The organism is Ruegeria sp. BHSC029 (genome assembly GCF_059613085.1).
The window spans coordinates 358308-374892 of the sequence record NZ_JBXWRU010000002.1; the positions used below are offsets into that span (position 1 = coordinate 358308).

A 16585-nucleotide genomic window follows, 5' to 3' on the forward strand; every position below is an offset into this window, starting at 1 on the left:
GCTAAACCAAACAGCCCGCCCTGTTTCTTGCTGAGAAGGATCACGCGATGTTGGATGACGCCCGCAGAATGCAACGGCTGCCCGCCGCGCCCGGGGTCGGCTACAAGCCGCAGCACTATGCCGAGATCCTTGACCAGCCCGGCCCGGTCGGCTGGCTGGAAATTCACGCCGAAAACTACATGGGCGACGGCGGCCGACCGCTGGCGCAGCTACGCCACCTGTCCGAACGGTTTCCCATTTCCGTGCACGGCGTGGGCCTGTCCATCGGTGGCGAAGGCCCGCTGGACGCCGAGCACCTGGCCCGCCTGAAGCATCTTGTGGGCTGGCTGAACCCGGCCAGCTTTTCGGAGCATCTGGCATGGTCCACCCATGACAGCCAGTTCCTGAACGATCTGCTGCCCCTGCCCTATACCGACGCCACACTGGCCCGCATCTGCGATCATATCGACCAGGTACAGCAGACGGTGGGCCGGCAGATGTTGCTGGAGAACCCTTCCAGCTATCTCGCTTTTGCCGAAAGCACGTGGTCTGAACCCGACTTCTTGCGCGAGGTTGCGCGCCGGACCGGATGTGGCCTGCTGTTGGACGTCAACAACGTCTTCGTCTCGGCCACCAATCTGAATTACAGCCCGCGGGCCTATATTGACGCCTACCCTCTGGACCAGGTTGGCGAGATCCACCTGGGTGGCCATGACGAGGATCAGGACGATCACGGCCAACCCCTGCTGATCGACAGCCATGGCCGCGCCGTCGTCGATCCGGTCTGGGCGTTGCTGGATTATGTGCTCGACCAGTCGGGCCCCAAACCCGTGCTGATCGAATGGGACAATGACGTGCCCGACTGGCCCACCCTGCGCGCCGAGGCAGAACGCGCGCAATCCGCGCTGGACCGGATCCCGGCATGAGCGTCTCGCAATCAGAATTCCGGGCGGCCCTGCTGGACCCGACGGCTCCCGTGCCCGAGGGGTTGCTGGACGATCAGGCCCGCCCCGCCGGACGCCGCTTCAGCGTCTACCGCAACAACGTGGCCGTGTCGCTGACCGAGGCCATGCACCAGGCATTTCCGGTCATAACCAAGCTGCTGGGTCCGCAGAATATGGACGGTCTGGCCGGGATCTATCTGCGTCGGAACCCGCCTAGCTCTCCGCTGATGATGTTCTATGGCGAGAACTTCCCCGAATTCCTCGCCGACACCGAGCAACTGGCGCATCTTGGCTATCTGCCCGACGTGGCACGGCTGGAGTTGGCATTGCGCCGGTCCTACCACGCCGCCGACAGCCAACCGATCGCGCCCGACGCGCTGGCCGCCCTGCCGCCCGAAGACCTGATGCAGGCCCGGCTGGGCTTTGCCCCGGCCATGCACCTGATCCGGTCTGACTGGCCCATCCACGCCATCTGGCGGTTCAACACCGAAGACGGCGCGCCAAAGCCCCAGCCCGGTGCCCAGGACGTGCTGATCACGCGCCCCGAATTCGACCCGTCGCCGCACCTGCTGCCCCCCGGCGGGTTTGGCTGGATCACCGCCATGCAGGCCGGCCAGACCATTGGTCAGGCCTTCGAGGCAACCACCACTCGGACGCCCGCGTTCGACCTGGGTGCCACCCTGGCACTGCTGTTGCAGGGCAGTGCAATTACTTCAGTGACTATCGAAAGGCCGGAAACATGACTGCCCTGATCTCTATGCACAATTCCGCACTTGGAAAGCTGGACCACGCCTCGAACTGGCTGACACCGACCGTGGCGCGGCTGACTTTCATAGCGGTTCTTCTGTTCTATTATTGGAACTCGGCCATGACCAAGCTGGGCAGCGGGTTTTTCGGGTTTCTGTTCCCCTCGGATGGGGCCTATGTCCAGATCTTCCCCAAGGCCATGGAGGCCGTCGGCTACGACAGCTCGCAGCTAGGGTTCTTTACCTGGCCCGTTGCCGTCGCCGGAACCTGGGCCGAATTCATCCTGCCTGCGTTGCTTCTGGTGGGGCTGCTGACCCGCCTTGCCGCCCTGGGCATGATCGGGTTCGTCTGGGTCCAGACCTTCACCGATGTCACCGGGCACGGGGTCAAACTGGGCGGTCTGTTCGACAACACCATCACTCTGATGGATCAGCGGGTCATGTGGACCTTACTGTTCGTGGTGATCGTGATCAACGGCGCGGGCCCACTCTCGCTCGACCGGGTCCTGCGCCTGAAATGATCTAGAAATGCGCTTTGGGTTCGTCCGGCTTGCCCGCGGCGATCCCAAGCAGCCCGGCGACGCCGGCGAAGGCAATCGGGAACATGGTGAACACGCCAAAGCCAAAGGCATAGTACATCCCCGCAGCGGAAATCAGCAGAAGCACTCCAGCCACCAGCGCACGCGCATGCGCCATGGCCCCCCCGGCAATCGCCAGCAACGGCGCCAAAAGCGATGCTGTCTTGATAAGCTGGGGGTTTTCCACCTGCTCTGCCAACCCCTCGATCTCGCCGTAACGATCCACAAGCTCGACAAACCCGTACCCAAAAAAACCGACGATCATTCCGACCAGACCGGCAATGACACCCAATATCATGGCTGCGTTTCGCATGAATTATTCCTGATTGTTGCGCCGGTTCAGATAGTCACCCGATCAAGCAATGCCAAGGGCTGCGCGGGTTTGCGGGGTCCAGCCCAGGAACAAGTGACCGTCACGTTCGATCAGCGGACGCTTCATCAGGGCAGGATGATCAGCCAGCAGTTCCAGCGGTGGTCGCGAGCGTTGATCGTCGTCCAATCCACGCCAGGTTGTCGAGCGGGTGTTGAGCAAGGCTTCGCCGAACTGGTCAAACGCTTTGGCCAGCACCTCCGAAGGAACACCCGCACCTCGGACATCAATGAATTCGGCATCAGGCAGTGATTTCAATGCCTTACGGCAGGTATCGCAGGTCTTCAGGCCAAAAAGGCGCATGATGTATCTACTCCGGTCGTTGCAGCAATTTCGGGCAAAACGAATAGGTTAACCCAGTATTCCTTGATTTTTTACTTCACCGTGCAATGTTGAAAAAGGCGAAACACACAATTTACGCCGTCTCGTTCGTTCGGAACTGCGTGGGTTTGTGGTCGCTTTGACTATGCCCTGCCGATTTGCTGGGTGACGCGCAAGGAGAAGGAGACACGGGAAATGCCAACCGGCACCGTGAAGTGGTTCAATACGACCAAAGGCTATGGTTTTATTGCCCCCGATGAAGGGGGTAAGGATGTGTTTGTGCATATCTCGGCCGTAGAACGATCCGGCCTGACCGGACTCGCCGACAATCAGAAAGTCTCGTACGAGTTGCAGGACGGACGTGACGGCCGCCAAATGGCGGCTGATTTGAAGCCATTGTAAAAGGGCCCGCCAACTGGCGGGTGCGACGAAACAAGGTCAACGGCCAATTGACAGGCCGTTGTCCACCCTCTTCCCGGATAGTCTAACCTCGCGTCGGGTCGGCCTCGTTGCGGTTTGTCCAGTTATCGCCCATGGCCACAATGCAGGACGTCCCGGTCGCATAGGTTACGACAAGGGTCCAGTCACCGCGACGGCTGGTCCACACCTCCATGATCTGCTCGGGTCCCCGAACACCGGAGGCGGTCTGCTGCGCCCCGAATTGGTGACGCAGTTTGTCATGCATCCGCGCCGTGGGCTCACAGATCACCTCAGCGATTGGCGACTTTGCGTAGGCCGGCTGGCCCAGCAACAAAGCGATCGCCGCAGTTCTAAACATCAAGCTGAACGTCATGCCCAAAGTGTAACAGGATCATGACAATCCGAACAGGTGGCGATCAGCCTTCGCGGATCACCGCTTCGAACTCGCGCCATTCGCGCGCGGTCATGCCCGAGTTTTCCTGCGTCACCTGCTCGCCCTTCAGCATCCGACGCAGCGCTTCGACCATCTGTGCCGACAGGTTGACCGCACCCAGGCGATAGTCTTCGAACGCCTTGTACGCGAACGGTACCCAGTCGGCCACGATCTTGCACATGGTTTCGGCATAGACGCGGATCTCGTATTGCGCATGCGGATCTGCCCGCAGGCGCAGGAAGTGGAACAGATTGTGCAGGTCCACCTTCCAATACCACTGCGTGTAGATGTTTGCCGGCAGGTTCATCCGCGCCAGTTCGCGCGCCAGACCCTGCTGGCCATCCTGGCCGATCATCGCTTCGTAATTGTCGTAGCAGCGGGCGCTGTCGGCCTTGAGAATGTCCAGCACGCGCGCAGCCTCTTCGCCCTGCAGCGCCTCGCCCCGCCCCTGATTGTTGATCGCTGATTGCGCAGCCAATTGATCCGGCGCGGGAATGTAGAATTCCCGATCAAGGATCGAATAGCGAGCAGAGTATTCGTTGACGTTGGCCGTCCGGTGGCGGATCCACTGGCGGGCCACGAAGACCGGCAGTTTCACGTGCAGTTTCACTTCGCACATCTCGAACGGGGTCGAATGCCAGTGGCGCATCAGATAGCGGATCAACCCCTCGTCATTCTGTACGGACTTCGTACCTTTGCCATAGGAAACGCGGGCCGCCTGGCAGATCGCAGCATCATCGCCCATATAGTCGATGACCCGCACGAACCCGTGGTCCAGAACAGGATGCGCAGTGTAGAGGTGCTGTTCCATACCCGGAGCCACAACACGGCGGGTCGACTGCGTTTGTGCGCGTTGCTCTTCGATCTCGGCCAGTTGTTCGGCGGACAGCGGCATGGACATACCTCGTTTTTGAAATGAGTCGCCGACCACTATATATCGGCAACATCAGCACTGAAACCGCCATATGTGTGCTGCGTCACGCATTTTTCGGTTTCTCTGCGACCGCCCCCTCGACACGCCCCTGCAGCGCGCTAAGCTGCACACAATCATCAACACCGAAAGGATCGCTGAGATGGGGCTGAGATACCTCCACACCATGGTGCGCGTGAAGGATTTGGAAAAATCCATGGCCTTCTACAAGCTGCTGGGACTCCAGGAAACCCGCCGTTACGACAGCGAGGAAGGGCGATTTTCGCTGATCTTCATGGCCCCTCCGGGTCAGGAGGACAGGCCGATCGAGCTGACATGGAACTGGGATGGCGATGAGGGTTTGCCAAGCGACAGCCGCCATTTCGGCCACTTGGCCTATGGGGTCGACAACATTTACGAGACCTGTCAGCACCTTGCCGACAATGGTGTCGTCATCAACCGCCCTCCCCGCGATGGGCGCATGGCGTTCGTGCGCTCGCCTGACAACATTTCGGTTGAACTGCTGCAGAATGGCGATGCCTTGCCCCCGGCCGAACCTTGGGCCAGCATGGAAAGCACCGGCCACTGGTGATCCGCTGGCTGACAGGATTGGGGCTGGCCGTTCTGGCCAGCTCTGCTGAGGCCCAAAACTGCCGGCTGGCCTTGGCGCTTGCTTTGGACATATCCGTTTCGGTCGACGCCAAAGAAGACGCCCTGCAGCGGCAGGGCCTGGCTTCAGCCCTGATCGCTCCTGAAGTCCGGAAAGCGTTCTTTTCCTCGCCGCTGCCCGTAGCCCTGACGGTTTATGAGTGGAGCGGTCGCGACGCCCAGTACATCGTCCTTCCCTGGCGCCTGATCGAGACCGAGGCTGATCTGCTTGTTGCAGCGACACAGGTGAGCGAGTCCCAAAGATCTGACAGCGGCTCGGCCACTGCCATGGGATATGCCCTGGCTTTCGGGGCCTCTCTGATGGAGCAGGCTCCGCAATGCCTGTTTCAAACGATTGACCTGTCCGGGGACGGCTCGAACAATGACGGCTACGGTCCGCAGATCGCCTATCGCCACTTTCCCTTCGACCGCATAACCGTGAATGGGTTGGTCATAAATGCGGCGGATTTCGAAGGGGAGCTGTTCCTCATCCCGTTTTTTGAGAACAACGTCTTGCATGGGCCAAACGCCTTTTTGGAAATCGCGCAAGGGTTCGAAGACTTTGAGCGCGCCATGCGACGCAAGCTGGAACGGGAATTGACCAGCCTTCAGGTCGGCGCGTTGGGGCGCAACGCAAAATGATTACCCGTGCGCTGGCTCTGTGTTGTTTGGCCTTGGGCAGCCCGGCCGCTGCTCAATGCCGGCAAGCCCTGGCGCTTGGGTTGGATGTTTCAGGCTCAGTCGACAGCAACGAATACCGACTTCAATTGGACGGCTTGGCCGCTGCATTGCAACGGCCGGAGGTGGAACGGTTGATCCTGTCGAATCCCGAAGCCCCCGTTCGGATCGCCGTTTTCGAATGGAGCGAAGCAGGTTTCCAGCGGCTGTTGGTCGGCTGGACCGACATTCGGTCCCCGACCGATTTGTCCGGGATTGCGCAACGTCTGCAATCCACGCGTCGGTCATCGGCACCTCAGGGCACAGCGGTGGGGTCTGCCATGCAGTACGGGGCTGATTTGTTGGATGCCCAAGCCGCCTGCTTGAAGCGGACGCTGGACCTCTCAGGAGATGGCAAGCACAATGTCGGCCTCCATCCCAGAGAAGCTAAAGCCCAACTGCAGGCAACCGGCATCACGATCAATGGGCTTGTGATCGGAGCCGATGATCCCAGCACCGGGGACAAGCGATATGTGCAAATCGGAGAGTTGTCGGCCTATTACAACGCTTGGGTCATTCTGGGGCCCGGAGCCTTCGTCGAAACCGCTTTGCGATTTGAAGCCTACGAAGACGCGATGACGCGCAAGCTGATCAGAGAGCTGGATTCGCTGACCCTGTCCCAAGTTTTGCCATTGAACGGCGGTAGTCAGTAGATGTACCGGATCTGATCCGTCCAATACCGTTCGACCCGGCGCAAAGCGCTGGTAATCTCTTCGATCCCTTCGGTGCCCAGGACACCCTTGGCCTGCAGCCCTTCGGCGTGCCGCGAGAAGAGATCGGCCACGATGTCACGGATTTCCCGCCCTCGAGGTGTCAGACGCACCCGCACCGAACGTCGGTCAATCTCGCATCTCTGGTGATGCATGAACCCCATCTCGACCAGTTTCTTGAGGTTGTAACTGACGTTGCTGCCTTGATAATAGCCGCGGCTTTTGAGTTCACCGGCAGTCACCTCGTGGTCACCGATGTTGAACAGCAGCAGCGCCTGCACCGCGTTGATTTCCAGAACGCCGACCCGCTCGAACTCGTCCTTTATGACGTCCAGAAGCAACCGATGCAGACGTTCAACCAATGCCAGCGCCTCAAGATAGCTGGACATGAACCCTTTGGTTCCGGGTGCGGAGACCTGCAATTCCAAACTCATCCGATCCTCCGATTCAATTGCGCCGCTCAGGAAACTTTGACGCGAAATCCCGAAGAATCTGTTAAGTCTGTTTTGCCATTATTTTTGAAATACTTGCGAGATATCGAAGATCATGCTCGCGTAGTGTTCAGGGGCGGCGACCTGCCCGGTTACCCATTGGTAGAGGTCCTGATCGTTTTCGTGCAACAAAGCTTCGTACAGGTCCAATTCGGCCGCAGACATCCGCTCAAGCCGCTGGTCGGCATAGGCGGACAGAATGATGTCCATTTCCTTGATGCCGCGCCGCATCGACCGCATCTTCAGCCGCTTGATCCGGATGTCGTTCATTCGCCTTTCTCCAGCTTCAGCCGCAGCGTTTTCTCGACCCGCGCAAGGCGCTCGGAACTGGCCCGCATCTCGCCCCGGATGGCGCGCAACTCCGCGACCAGCGGTGCCAGCTCCATATCCGCGGCTTCCGCGACGTCCGGAGCATCCATGCCCTCGCCTTCACCTGTCAGCAGCCACATGATCGACACGTTCAACATACCTGCCATCATCGACAGCTTGTTGGCGCGCGGTTCTGACAGGTCATTCTCCCAGGCCACCACAGTGGACTTCTTGACACCCAGCCGGCGGGCCAGTTGGGTCTGGGTCATACCGGCGGCTTCGCGCGCGCCGGCCACGCGGTCTCCGAATGTCGCGGCCTCGGGTCCGAACCAGTCGGTTTCGTCGCTCATCAAACTCTCCAGTTCTTCAAAAGCATATCGCTTGATCGTGTTTCGGCGGCACCCTATGACAGTCCTGAGCAACATACAAACCGAGGCCCGCCATGAGCTTTCTGTCTGCGACACTGTCGCGCGTCAAACCTTCGCCGACCATTGCCATGACGGCCAAAGCCGCCGAGTTGAAGGCCGCCGGACGGGACGTCATCGGCCTCAGCGCAGGTGAGCCCGATTTCGACACGCCGCAGAACATCAAGGACGCAGCCGTTGCCGCAATCGCCGCCGGTAAAACGAAATACACCGCGCCTGACGGCATTCCCGAGCTGAAACAGGCCGCTTGCGCCAAGATGAAACGTGACCACGGGCTGGACTACACGCCCGCACAGATCTCGGTCGGAACAGGTGGCAAGCAGACGCTGTACAATGCGCTGATGGCGACGATGAATCCGGGCGACGAAGTTATCATTCCCGCCCCCTACTGGGTCAGCTATCCGGACATGGTGCTGCTTGCGGGCGGTTCGCCTGTCGTGGTTGAGACCACACTGGAAAACAGCTTTAAGCTGACCCCAGACCAGTTGGAAGCCGCAATCACGCCAAACACCAAATGGTTCATCTTCAACTCGCCGTCGAACCCGACCGGCGCAGGGTACAGCCGCGCCGAACTCAAGGCTCTGACCGATGTTCTGATGCGGCATCCTCATGTCTGGATCATGTCGGACGACATGTATGAACACCTCGCCTATGACGGGTTTGAGTTCTGCACGCCAGCCGAAGTCGAACCCGGGCTGTATGATCGCACGCTCACGTGCAACGGTGTCTCCAAGGCCTATGCCATGACCGGCTGGCGTATCGGCTATGCCGCAGGCCCTGTCGAGCTGATCGCGGCCATGCGCAAAATCCAGTCGCAATCCACGTCGAACCCTTGCTCGATCAGCCAGTGGGCCGCGGTCGAGGCCCTGAACGGCACCCAAGACTTCCTTGCCCCGAACAATGAAACTTTCAAACGCCGACGCGATCTTGTGGTCGGGATGCTGAACCAGATTGACGGTATCACCTGCCCCACTCCCGAGGGCGCATTCTACGTCTATCCGTCGATCGCCGGGTTGATCGGCAAGACCACACCGGCAGGCACGGTCATCGACACGGACGAAGCCTTCGCGACCGCCCTTTTGGAGGAGGCCGACGTAGCCGTAGTGTTTGGAGCGGCGTTCGGCCTCAGCCCCAATTTCCGCGTCAGCTACGCGACGTCGGACGAAGCCTTGACCGAAGCCTGCACCCGCATCCAGCGGTTCTGTGCGTCCCTGAGCTAAGACCGAGGTTCAACATGTCCGCAGCACTGCCCGAATATTACTTTCGCGTCCGCGAGAACGGCGCGGTCGTGTTCAAGATCGACACGGAGAACCGGCAGCGCCGGATCGAAATGGACCAGATCGCGGTGATCAACATCCGCAACGGCGAGGTCAAGCCGCATGGTCAGGGTACCCTGACCGAAGCGGACAAAACCGAAATCGCCCGTTGGATGGACGAACGCAAAGCCCTGCTTGCGCGGCGCGACGTCGACGACATCCACCGCACGATCGATCACCTGAACCTGACCACGCAATGGGCCCAGTCCAAGGCGACCGATACCCAATTGGAAGACATCACGGACCGGTTGCTGCTGGCGATGCACGACTTGCGCACGGTACTGGTGCGCAAGAAGGCCGACCGGCTGGAGAAGGGTTGAGCCTGGCGGTTGTCGCTACGCGGCGGGCGCACCTACCACGCGGACGGATCGCAGCCAGAACCGTCCCATCAGCATGACCGCCGCGCAGGCAAGGCCCAGAACAAGGCCAAGCCAGACTCCGATCCCGGCCATGCCTTGCACGAAACCAAAGTAGTAGGATGCGGGGATCCCCACGACCCAATAGCTGAGGCCTGCCATAACCATGGGCACCTTGGCGTCTTGCAACCCGCGCAGAAGGCCCAGAGCGATTACCTGCGCGCCGTCCACCAGCTGGAACAGGGCCGCCATGGCCAGCAGACCGGTCCCGATGGCCAGAATCTGGGGACGCTGCGGGTCGTCCGGTTCGACAAATACCGAGATGAGCGGCTCGGCGCAGGTCAGGAACAGGATGATTGTCAGCACGGACACCACAAGGGACATGCCCGTGACCGCGATTGCGCCTTTCTCAAGATGCGGTCGATCCTTGCGCCCCAGCGCGTTGCCGGCCCGGATCGTTGCTGCATTCGACAGGCCCAGATGCACCATGAATGTGGCCGAGGCCAGGTTCAGCGCAATCCCGTGCGCCGCCAGCGGCACCTGTCCGATCCAACCCATCATGAAGGCGGACATGGCGAACAGAGACACTTCGGCCAACAAGGTCAGACCGATGGGCACACCCAGCTTCAGGACGCTCAGCAACATTTCCCAATCCGGGCGCCAGAATCGCTGGAACAGGTTGTGTTCCGGCAGGACTTTTACCGCGTAAATTATCACGGCCACCAGCGACACGGTCTGCGTGACCACCGACGCAATCGCGGCCCCCATCACGCCCAGTTCCGGCGCGCCCCAGTTGCCGAAGATCAGCGCATAATTCGTAAGTCCATTGACCACTGCCGCCGCGACGGTAATCCACAGCACGATCTGCGTACGCTCCAACGCGGCCAGATAGGATTTAAGAACCATCACCACCAGCGCCGGGAACAGGCCCCAGCCCGCAACCCGCAGATACTCGGACGCGGTTTGCGCCACTTGTGGATCCTGATCCGTGGCGATCAGAATCGGGTAGGACCACCACAGCAGCGGCATGATCAGCATGCCATACAGCAGCGACAGCCACAGACCCATTCGGGTGCTGCGGCGAATGCTGGTTTCATCCTCCTCTGCGGCCGCGGTCGCGACCATCGGCATGACGGCCAGGCCAAATCCGCCTCCGAAAAGAAACAGAACAAAGTAAAAGCTGCTGGCCAGCGTCACCGCGGCCAGTGCCTCGACGCCATACCAGCCCAGCATGATCGTATCCGTCAGGCCAATGGCGAATTGCGCCAGATGACCACCGATCAACGGCAGCCCCAGCACAGCAATGGCCCGGAAATGGGCGGGATATGTCATGACCTTTCTCATCCCGCCAGCCATATGCGCGGCCCCGAGCCGGGGCAAGGGGAGATCTCTGAAATTTCACTTCGAGACCTCGGTGACGCCCGTCGGGCCAATCAGGTGACGCGCGCCTCGGGATGGATCGCCGTACCAAGGATGTGATCCGACCGGTGGACCACATGATGTGCCTGCCCCACGATCAGAGGATCGGGCTGGCCCACGATGTCATGATCCTTGTCCGGATAATCCAGCGTCGACAGGAAATGCCGCATGCAGTTCAGCCGGGCGCGCTTCTTGTCGTTCGACTTGACGATGGTCCAAGGCGCGTCGGCGGTGTCGGTATAGAAGAACATCGCCTCTTTCGCCTCGGTGTAGTCATCCCATTTGTCCAAGCTGGCCTTGTCGATGGGCGACAGTTTCCATTGCTTCAGCGGGTCCGTCTCGCGGCTTTTGAAACGGCGCAGCTGCTCATCCCGTGTCACCGAGAACCAGTATTTATAAAGCTGGATTCCCGACCGAACCATCATGCGCTCCAACTCGGGCGTCTGGCGCATGAACTCGAGGTATTCGTTCGGGGTGCAGAACCCCATCACCCGCTCGACCCCGGCCCGGTTGTACCAGGACCGGTCATAAAAGACCATTTCGCCGACGGTGGGCAATTCCTGGATATAGCGCTGGTAATACCACTGGCCCTTCTCCTCCCAGGTCGGCTTGTTCAGCGCCACCACCCGGGCCTGACGCGGGTTCAGATGCTCCATGAACCGCTTGATGGTGCCGCCCTTGCCGGCGGCGTCGCGACCCTCGAACAACAGCACGAACTTCTGCCCGGTCTCCTGCGCCCACAACTGCACCTTCAACAATTCGGCCTGCAACTGGGCCTTCTGCTTTTCATAAGCCGCCCGGGACAATTTCGAGCGATACGGATACTCCCCGCTTTCAAAGGCCTGCCGGATCTTTTCGCGGGTGGGCGCTTCGGTGTCCGCGTTCGGTTTGGCCATGACGGCCACGGGGGCTGCGGTCGCCTTTTTTCGGATCACTGCGTCCATATGCTCTCTCCTGTGTCACTGTCCGCCGAAACGCCTAGCAGATCTGCATCTTTTCCGCGTTGATCCGTATCAAGTTGACTTCGGCGACGGCTCCGAAAACTCTGCAGGTGTGAACTCAGTCAGGGGCATCCCGCATGGACAGCGAATTCTTCGACCTCAACGGCCACCCGTTCTTCGTCCGCCGCTGGGGCGATCCCAACCTGCCTACGCTTTTGATGTTGCACGGTTTCCCGGAGTATGGCGGCGCGTGGTCCGACCTGGCCCCGCACCTGTCGGACCGCTTTCACTGCATCGCGCCGGACCAGCGTGGCTATGGTCAAAGCTGGGCCCCCGAGGGTATTTCGAACTATGCGCTGTCAAAGCTGGTGTCGGACATGGCCGTGCTGATCGAGCAGGTTGGCGACCCCGTCACTGTGCTGGGACATGATTGGGGCGCCTCGGTGGCTTACGGAATTGCCATGTTCCACCCCAAGTTGGTCAGCCGCCTGATCATCGCCAACGGTGTTCACCCTGTCCCGTTCCAGCGCGAACTTGCGGCAGGAGGCAAACAATCCGAGGCCTCTCAATACATCAACCGCCTGCGCGCGCCCGATGCAGCCGAATTTCTTTCGGCCGGCAACTTCGCCAAGCTCGAACAATTCTTTCGGCATGGCATGGGGTTGGACTGGATGAGCGACGCGCGCATGGGCGACTATCGCACCGAATGGGCCCGCCCGGGACGGCTCGACGCCATGCTGAACTGGTACCGGGCCTCACCCCTTGTGGTGGCTGAGCCAGGCGCGCCCTGCACGGACCTGCCGGAACTGCCCGTTGACAGGCTGAGGGTCCGCTGCCCGCATTTGCTTCTGTGGGGGCCGCGGGACAAAGCCTTGCTTCCCGAATGCACCGATGGGCTGGAAGAGTTCGCTCCCAACCTGACCCGCATGCAGATCGACGGTACAGACCATTGGCTGCATCACCAGAAACCTCAGGCGGTGGCCGACGCTATTCTCGATTGGGTTCAGGACAACTGAGCCAACTCTTCGCCCGACGCCGAAGGACGCAAAAGGCAGCGCCCTTCACCGATGGCCCCAGTCATCCGGATTGTCCGAATTGTTCGGAGACAACCCCAGAATGTCGCCCTTGGTCGAACAGCCAAGCCCCAGAACGGTGCGGTTGGCATAGGAGAAATAGGCGCAAACCTGATTGATCTCCAGAATCTCACCATCGTCCCAGCCAACAGATCGCAACGCGTCGATATCCTCCGCCGCCAGGTCGGCCGGGTTCTCGGTCAGTTTTCGGGCATATTCCATCGCCGCCACCTGTGCGGGGTCCAACGGCGCCGTCTCGGATGTTTCCGCCTCGATCGCCGCGCGGATGGCCAAACCGCGCTGCTCGTCCCCCAACAGTCGCTGCAACCCGCTGAAATGATGCTCGACACAATAGCCGCAGCGATTCAGCGAACTGACCCAGACCCCGAGCACTTCCAGAAACCACTTGGGAACCGAGTTTCCCGAATGGTGCAGCACGTTCTTGTAGAGCGCCATGTGACCTTCCATCGAATGTGGACGCAGGGAATGCACCATCATGATGTTGTCCACATTGTTCCCCGGCCCCGTGACCCGGTCATACAGCGTCTTCAACCGACCGCGTGCCTCGTCGAATGGTATCGTCTTGATCCAGCTCATCACCTGCTCCTCCAAGATTTCCGCAACTCAGCGGGAAAACCACCCGTTTTGCAACCCGCCACCGCCCGCAAGTTTGATACAACACCTCGCGTCCCTCTTCCCCCGACCCACATCACCTGCCATAATGGGCCAAACCCAAAAACAAGAGCAGCACCCATGCCCGACGACCTGTTGACGCCAGAATCCGCCACCACCTACGACGCCTCCTCGATCGAGGTCCTCGAAGGTCTGGAGCCCGTGCGCAAACGCCCCGGCATGTATATCGGCGGCACCGACGAACGGGCACTGCACCACATGGTGGCCGAAATCCTCGACAACTCGATGGACGAGGCCGTTGCCGGCCATGCCAACCGTATCGAGGTGGAACTGCACGACGATTACGCCCTGACCGTGCGGGACAACGGCCGCGGTATTCCGATCGACCCGCACCCGAAGTTCCCCGACAAATCCGCGCTTGAGGTGATCCTGTGCACCCTGCACGCGGGCGGCAAGTTCTCGGGGAAGGCCTACCAGACCTCGGGCGGTCTGCACGGCGTGGGCGCCTCGGTGGTCAACGCGCTGTCGGATTCGATGGTCGTGCAGGTGGCCCGCAACAAGGAGCTGTACGAACAGCGCTTTTCGCGCGGCATCCCGCTGGGTCCGGTCGAAAAGGTGGGCTCGGCTCCCAATCGGCGCGGCACCACCGTCACCTTCCATGCCGACCCCGAAATCTTCGGCCACCACAGGTTCAAACCCGCCCGCCTGTTCAAATCGATCCGCTCCAAGGCCTACCTGTTCTCGGGCGTTGAAATTCGTTGGAAAACCGCGATCGACGACGGCGAGACGCCCACCGAGGCTACCTTTCACTTCCCAGGTGGCTTGTCGGACTACCTCAAGGAGACGATGAACGGCTCCTCGACCTATTCCGAACAGCCCTTCGCCGGGACCGTCGATTTCAACGAGAAATTCGGCACCCCCGGCAAGGTGGAATGGGCGATCAACTGGACGCCGTCGCGCGATGGCTTCATCCAGTCCTACTGCAACACCGTTCCGACGCCCGAGGGCGGCACCCACGTGGCGGGCTTCTGGGCCGCGATCCTCAAGGGCATCAAGGCCTACGGTGAACTGATCAACAACAAGAAGGCCGCCCAGATCACCCGCGATGACCTGATCACCGGGGGCTGCGCGCTGGTCTCGTGCTTCATCCGTGAACCCGAATTCGTCGGCCAGACCAAGGACCGTCTTGCCACGGTCGAGGCGCAGCGGCTGGTCGAAAACTCGGTCCGCGACCATTTCGACAATTGGCTGGCCGCCGACACCAAATCCGCCGGCGCCATTCTGGATTTCCTCATCCTGCGGGCCGAGGAACGCCTGCGCCGACGGGCCGAGAAGGAAACACAACGCAAGTCCGCCACTAAGAAACTCCGTCTTCCCGGCAAGTTGGTGGACTGTAGTAGTTCAACACGTGACGGCACCGAATTATTCATCGTCGAGGGCGACTCGGCTGGCGGTTCGGCCAAGATGGCCCGCGACCGCAAGACACAGGCCCTGCTGCCCCTGCGCGGCAAGATCCTGAACGTCCTTGGCGCGGCCAGCTCGAAACTGGGCACCAACGCCGAGATCAATGACCTGACGCAGGCGCTTGGCGTAGGGCTGGGCACCAAGTTTAACATCGACGACCTGCGCTATGACAAGGTCATCATCATGACCGACGCCGACGTGGACGGCGCGCATATCGCTTCGCTGCTGATGACCTTCTTCTTCACCCAGATGCGCCCAATGATCGACACGGGCCACCTGTACCTGGCCTGCCCGCCCCTCTACCGCCTGACCCAAGGCGCCAAGCGTGTCTATTGCCTGGACGAAGCCGAGCGCGACGAATGGCTGGAGAAAGGTCTGGGCGGCAAAGGCAAGATCGACGTCAGCCGCTTCAAGGGTCTGGGTGAAATGGACGCCAAGGACCTGAAAGAAACCACGATGGACCCCAAATCGCGGAAATTGATCCGTGTCACCATCGACGAGGACGAACCCGGTGAGACCGGCGACCTTGTCGAGCGCCTGATGGGCAAGAAACCCGAACTGCGGTTCCAATACATTCAGGAGAACGCGCGGTTTGTGGAGGAGTTGGATGTTTGATTTATTCCGGATTTGAATGTTTCTTATGCCGGAATTCAAAAGAGAAGTACTATTAGGTGGCGAGCACAAGTTTGAGCCTCGCAGCCGACTGGAGGGCAAACACAATTATTGTCGGCATGTGTTTATTGACGTGGACGGCACTTCACGCGAAGTAGTTCGTCTTAACGTTTGGGATGATCGCCTACGTGAAGATCTTATCGCCTTTCATTTTTGTCAGCAGTACGGAAAACTAAACTACAGTGAGAGTAGCGAGCCCCCGCAATTCTACGTAGTTGGGCGTGATTGCCCATGGGATTTCAAATACGTGATGCACGATGGCACCAGCTTTAACTTGGAGATTTGCCGGGTAGCCGATCCCGCACTTCTGAAGTCGATCAATGCAGAAAATGATTGTACTTTGCTGCTTCAGAAAGCGAACTTGAAAGGTTTTGAAATTCGCAAAGTGGAAAAGCACTTTCCCGGCACTTTTCCGAGTGAAATTGTTGAAAAAGCAAATGCGCCAAACGGCAAGAAACAGTCTTTCAAAAACGAGTTTGTAGAGAACGATCCAAAGCTATTTCTTCGCCCACCAATGAACCCAAAGATTGATCTTTGCGCAGCTATCTCTCAAGCAGTAGAAAAAAAGCTTCAAAAAAACATAGAGATAAAGATGAAACGATTCTTGTCCTTGATAATCTTACAACCCATAGCGAGCCGAACGATTTCTTTGATGCTTTTGGCGCAATTGCGGATGAAATCTCTTTAACGCCCTTCCCATCTATTTGGCT

At 59.8% G+C, this 16585-nt stretch carries 22 protein-coding genes; 12 read left to right on the forward strand and 10 right to left on the reverse strand.

The window, feature by feature from the left end:
• The first annotated feature begins 47 nt into the window (after window positions 1-47).
• From bufB to AC2FML_RS05445, 3 genes are read left to right on the forward strand one after another with little or no spacing between them, the layout of a single operon-like run.
• Window positions 48-905 carry an MNIO family bufferin maturase gene (gene bufB / locus AC2FML_RS05435; RefSeq protein WP_496782304.1) on the forward strand — a complete coding sequence of 286 codons (858 nt, stop codon included), beginning with the start codon at window positions 48-50 and terminating at the stop codon, window positions 903-905.
• A complete protein-coding gene (locus AC2FML_RS05440; protein ID WP_170358502.1) occupies window positions 902-1666 on the forward strand; it encodes an HvfC/BufC N-terminal domain-containing protein in 765 nt (254 codons plus the stop codon). Before bufB ends, AC2FML_RS05440 begins: the two co-directional genes overlap by 4 nt.
• Window positions 1663-2190, forward strand: coding sequence for a DoxX family membrane protein (locus AC2FML_RS05445; RefSeq protein ID WP_496782306.1), 528 nt, complete (start codon window positions 1663-1665; stop codon window positions 2188-2190). The genes AC2FML_RS05440 and AC2FML_RS05445 overlap by 4 nt, the downstream gene beginning before the upstream one ends.
• Before the next feature lies 1 nt (window position 2191).
• On the opposite strand, the gene AC2FML_RS05450 is transcribed toward AC2FML_RS05445, so the two are convergent.
• Window positions 2192-2560, reverse strand: coding sequence for a hypothetical protein (locus tag AC2FML_RS05450; RefSeq protein WP_170358498.1), 369 nt, complete (start codon window positions 2558-2560; stop codon window positions 2192-2194).
• Window positions 2561-2602: 42 nt separating this feature from the next.
• Window positions 2603-2920 (reverse strand): ArsC/Spx/MgsR family protein, encoded by a 318-nt coding sequence (locus tag AC2FML_RS05455; protein WP_093962565.1) that lies wholly within the window; start codon window positions 2918-2920, stop codon window positions 2603-2605.
• A gap of 213 nt (window positions 2921-3133) precedes the next feature.
• Between AC2FML_RS05455 and AC2FML_RS05460 the strand changes: the two genes are divergently transcribed.
• Window positions 3134-3340 carry a cold-shock protein gene (locus AC2FML_RS05460; RefSeq protein WP_008758035.1) on the forward strand — a complete coding sequence of 69 codons (207 nt, stop codon included), beginning with the start codon at window positions 3134-3136 and terminating at the stop codon, window positions 3338-3340.
• Between the two features lie 82 nt (window positions 3341-3422).
• Here AC2FML_RS05460 and AC2FML_RS05465 read toward each other — a convergent pair whose 3' ends face one another.
• Window positions 3423-3716, reverse strand: coding sequence for a hypothetical protein (locus AC2FML_RS05465; RefSeq protein ID WP_170447089.1), 294 nt, complete (start codon window positions 3714-3716; stop codon window positions 3423-3425).
• A 58-nt stretch (window positions 3717-3774) separates the two neighbouring features.
• Window positions 3775-4686 carry an FAD-dependent thymidylate synthase gene (gene thyX, locus AC2FML_RS05470; RefSeq protein ID WP_093962566.1) on the reverse strand — a complete coding sequence of 304 codons (912 nt, stop codon included), beginning with the start codon at window positions 4684-4686 and terminating at the stop codon, window positions 3775-3777.
• 178 nt (window positions 4687-4864) lie between these two features.
• Between thyX and AC2FML_RS05475 the strand changes: the two genes are divergently transcribed.
• From AC2FML_RS05475 to AC2FML_RS05485, 3 genes are read left to right on the forward strand one after another with little or no spacing between them, the layout of a single operon-like run.
• Window positions 4865-5293 carry a VOC family protein gene (locus tag AC2FML_RS05475; protein WP_170337804.1) on the forward strand — a complete coding sequence of 143 codons (429 nt, stop codon included), beginning with the start codon at window positions 4865-4867 and terminating at the stop codon, window positions 5291-5293.
• On the forward strand, window positions 5290-5991 hold the full coding sequence (locus AC2FML_RS05480) for a DUF1194 domain-containing protein (RefSeq protein WP_170435053.1): 702 nt from the start codon (window positions 5290-5292) through the stop codon (window positions 5989-5991). The genes AC2FML_RS05475 and AC2FML_RS05480 overlap by 4 nt, the downstream gene beginning before the upstream one ends.
• Window positions 5988-6719 (forward strand): DUF1194 domain-containing protein, encoded by a 732-nt coding sequence (locus AC2FML_RS05485; protein ID WP_496782309.1) that lies wholly within the window; start codon window positions 5988-5990, stop codon window positions 6717-6719. The genes AC2FML_RS05480 and AC2FML_RS05485 overlap by 4 nt, the downstream gene beginning before the upstream one ends.
• Here the strand turns inward: AC2FML_RS05485 and AC2FML_RS05490 are convergent.
• From AC2FML_RS05490 to AC2FML_RS05500, 3 genes are all read right to left on the reverse strand, one after another.
• Window positions 6713-7210: a MarR family winged helix-turn-helix transcriptional regulator gene (locus AC2FML_RS05490; RefSeq protein WP_093962569.1), complete on the reverse strand. Its 498-nt coding sequence runs from the start codon at window positions 7208-7210 to the stop codon at window positions 6713-6715. The two genes, AC2FML_RS05485 and AC2FML_RS05490, sit on opposite strands and share 7 nt — an antisense overlap.
• A gap of 78 nt (window positions 7211-7288) precedes the next feature.
• Window positions 7289-7537 carry a succinate dehydrogenase assembly factor 2 gene (locus AC2FML_RS05495; RefSeq protein ID WP_170337799.1) on the reverse strand — a complete coding sequence of 83 codons (249 nt, stop codon included), beginning with the start codon at window positions 7535-7537 and terminating at the stop codon, window positions 7289-7291.
• The gene (locus AC2FML_RS05500; RefSeq protein ID WP_170337797.1) at window positions 7534-7926 is read right to left on the reverse strand and encodes a helix-turn-helix domain-containing protein; all 393 of its coding nucleotides are present in this window, start codon (window positions 7924-7926) and stop codon (window positions 7534-7536) included. Before AC2FML_RS05500 ends, AC2FML_RS05495 begins: the two co-directional genes overlap by 4 nt.
• A gap of 92 nt (window positions 7927-8018) precedes the next feature.
• On the opposite strand from AC2FML_RS05500, the gene AC2FML_RS05505 reads away from it, so the two are divergent.
• Entirely contained in the window at window positions 8019-9221 is a 1203-nt protein-coding gene (locus AC2FML_RS05505) for a pyridoxal phosphate-dependent aminotransferase (protein ID WP_170363090.1), read from the forward strand.
• A 14-nt stretch (window positions 9222-9235) separates the two neighbouring features.
• A complete protein-coding gene (locus AC2FML_RS05510) occupies window positions 9236-9637 on the forward strand; it encodes a hypothetical protein (protein ID WP_093962573.1) in 402 nt (133 codons plus the stop codon).
• A gap of 15 nt (window positions 9638-9652) precedes the next feature.
• Here the strand turns inward: AC2FML_RS05510 and AC2FML_RS05515 are convergent, their stop codons facing one another.
• Together AC2FML_RS05515 and ppk2 are read right to left on the reverse strand one after the other, a co-directional pair.
• The gene (locus AC2FML_RS05515; RefSeq protein ID WP_170358487.1) at window positions 9653-11005 is read right to left on the reverse strand and encodes an MATE family efflux transporter; all 1353 of its coding nucleotides are present in this window, start codon (window positions 11003-11005) and stop codon (window positions 9653-9655) included.
• A gap of 101 nt (window positions 11006-11106) precedes the next feature.
• Complete coding sequence (gene ppk2, locus AC2FML_RS05520) at window positions 11107-11988, reverse strand: polyphosphate kinase 2 (RefSeq protein WP_254430284.1); 882 nt, start codon at window positions 11986-11988, stop codon at window positions 11107-11109.
• Window positions 11989-12170: 182 nt separating this feature from the next.
• Between ppk2 and AC2FML_RS05525 the strand changes: the two genes are divergently transcribed.
• Window positions 12171-13049: an alpha/beta fold hydrolase gene (locus AC2FML_RS05525; RefSeq protein ID WP_170435058.1), complete on the forward strand. Its 879-nt coding sequence runs from the start codon at window positions 12171-12173 to the stop codon at window positions 13047-13049.
• 45 nt (window positions 13050-13094) lie between these two features.
• Here the strand turns inward: AC2FML_RS05525 and AC2FML_RS05530 are convergent, their stop codons facing one another.
• Window positions 13095-13703 carry a carboxymuconolactone decarboxylase family protein gene (locus AC2FML_RS05530; RefSeq protein WP_170443259.1) on the reverse strand — a complete coding sequence of 203 codons (609 nt, stop codon included), beginning with the start codon at window positions 13701-13703 and terminating at the stop codon, window positions 13095-13097.
• 156 nt (window positions 13704-13859) lie between these two features.
• Between AC2FML_RS05530 and parE the strand changes: the two genes are divergently transcribed.
• Window positions 13860-15818: a DNA topoisomerase IV subunit B gene (gene parE / locus AC2FML_RS05535; RefSeq protein WP_170587455.1), complete on the forward strand. Its 1959-nt coding sequence runs from the start codon at window positions 13860-13862 to the stop codon at window positions 15816-15818.
• A gap of 25 nt (window positions 15819-15843) precedes the next feature.
• The gene (locus tag AC2FML_RS05540; protein WP_496782313.1) at window positions 15844-16563 is read left to right on the forward strand and encodes a hypothetical protein; all 720 of its coding nucleotides are present in this window, start codon (window positions 15844-15846) and stop codon (window positions 16561-16563) included.
• Window positions 16564-16585: the final 22 nt, after the last annotated feature.